At 40.0% G+C, this 1311-nt stretch carries 1 protein-coding gene and 1 pseudogene; both read right to left on the bottom strand.

Features of this window, described 5'->3' with window-relative positions:
* Positions 1-248, bottom strand: a pseudogene (locus BKK50_RS12895) (transposase); the annotation flags it as partial.
* Positions 249-435: 187 nt separating this feature from the next.
* On the bottom strand, positions 436-1287 hold the full coding sequence (gene tesB / locus BKK50_RS09115; protein ID WP_077417423.1) for an acyl-CoA thioesterase II: 852 nt from the start codon (positions 1285-1287) through the stop codon (positions 436-438).
* Positions 1288-1311 lie beyond the last annotated feature (24 nt).

Below are 1311 nucleotides of genomic sequence, written 5' to 3' on the forward strand. Positions count from 1 at the left end.
GGGAAAGTCTGTGGTTTCAAAAGGATTTCAATTTCTTTCTTTTTCATCTTTGGTTTCACTATTTTCGGTGTTTGAGGGGTTGCATAAGGTGATTTTACGCCATCAAGCCCTCTTTCCTGAAATGCCTTTAGCCAATAAATGACGAGCGAATGGGAGATTTTATGAAGTTTAGCCACCTCTCGAATGCCAAAATTCTACTCGGTGACAAATTTGATAATTTTTAAACGAAATTGATAAGAATAGGACATCATCTGCACCTTAAATTGGGTGTCCAGGTTTTGGGGGCAGATCATTTTTTACTTTTGAAAATAAGATTTCAATGTTTGTTCCACTTTATAAAATCTCATCATAGCGCTTTAATAAGCGCACATTCTATATAGGGAGCGCTCGTAGCCTTATGCCAAAATTCTCTTTTCATTATTGCCTCAAATGAGGTTATTTTTGATAACGAATTAGCCCTTCTTGTTGGGTGGTGGCAATCAGTTTTCCCTCTTGTGAAAAAATTTGCCCTCTTGCCAGTCCACGCCCACCAAAGGCATTATTACTCTCGATAGCATGGAGATGCCAGTGATTTAAATCAAATGGACGATGAAACCAAATACTATGGTCAATGGTGGCAACTTTCATCCCTTGTTGTAAAAAGCCTTTTTCATGGGGGTGAAGTGCGGTCAAAATACAGTGAAAATCAGAAAAATAGGCAAGCAAACATTGCTGAATAGCTAAGTCGAGCGGTGCTTTCCCCTGAGTTTTAAACCACGAATACTGCTCCGGTGGCAATTTCACACCATTGAAGGGATTATTGAGATATTTTGTCCGTATCTCAAAAGGACGCTCTACGATAAATTTTTCTTTTAATGGCGAAGGTAGGTTTACTGCTATTTTTTGTATCATCGCATTTTCATCAATGAAACTCTCTGGTTGTCCGATATCAGGCATCGCACTTTGGTGATCAAAACCTTCTTCATCAATTTGAAAGGAGGCGGTGATATGACAAATCACTTCGTTATGCTGAATGGCTTTCACTCTCAGGGCAGAAAAATTTCGCCCTTCACGCAAGGTTTCAACATCGTAAATAATCGGGTATTGGTTCTCTCCCGGGGCAAGAAAATAAGCATGGCAGGAATGTAAAATCCGATCTTTCGGTGCAATTTGCATCGCTGCCGAAAGCGCTTGCGCCACGACTTGCCCGCCAAATACTTGGTGAAGTCCTAAATCTTGACTTTCTCCACGAAAAATTAAATCGTCGATTTGCTCAAGTTTGAGCAAGTGAATTAAATGGTTAAGCACGTCTGACTGTCAATGATCTTCCAA

Origin of the sequence: Rodentibacter rarus (assembly GCF_001998965.1) — a bacterium.
In the GTDB taxonomy this organism is placed as follows: Bacteria; Pseudomonadota; Gammaproteobacteria; order Enterobacterales; family Pasteurellaceae; genus Rodentibacter; species Rodentibacter rarus.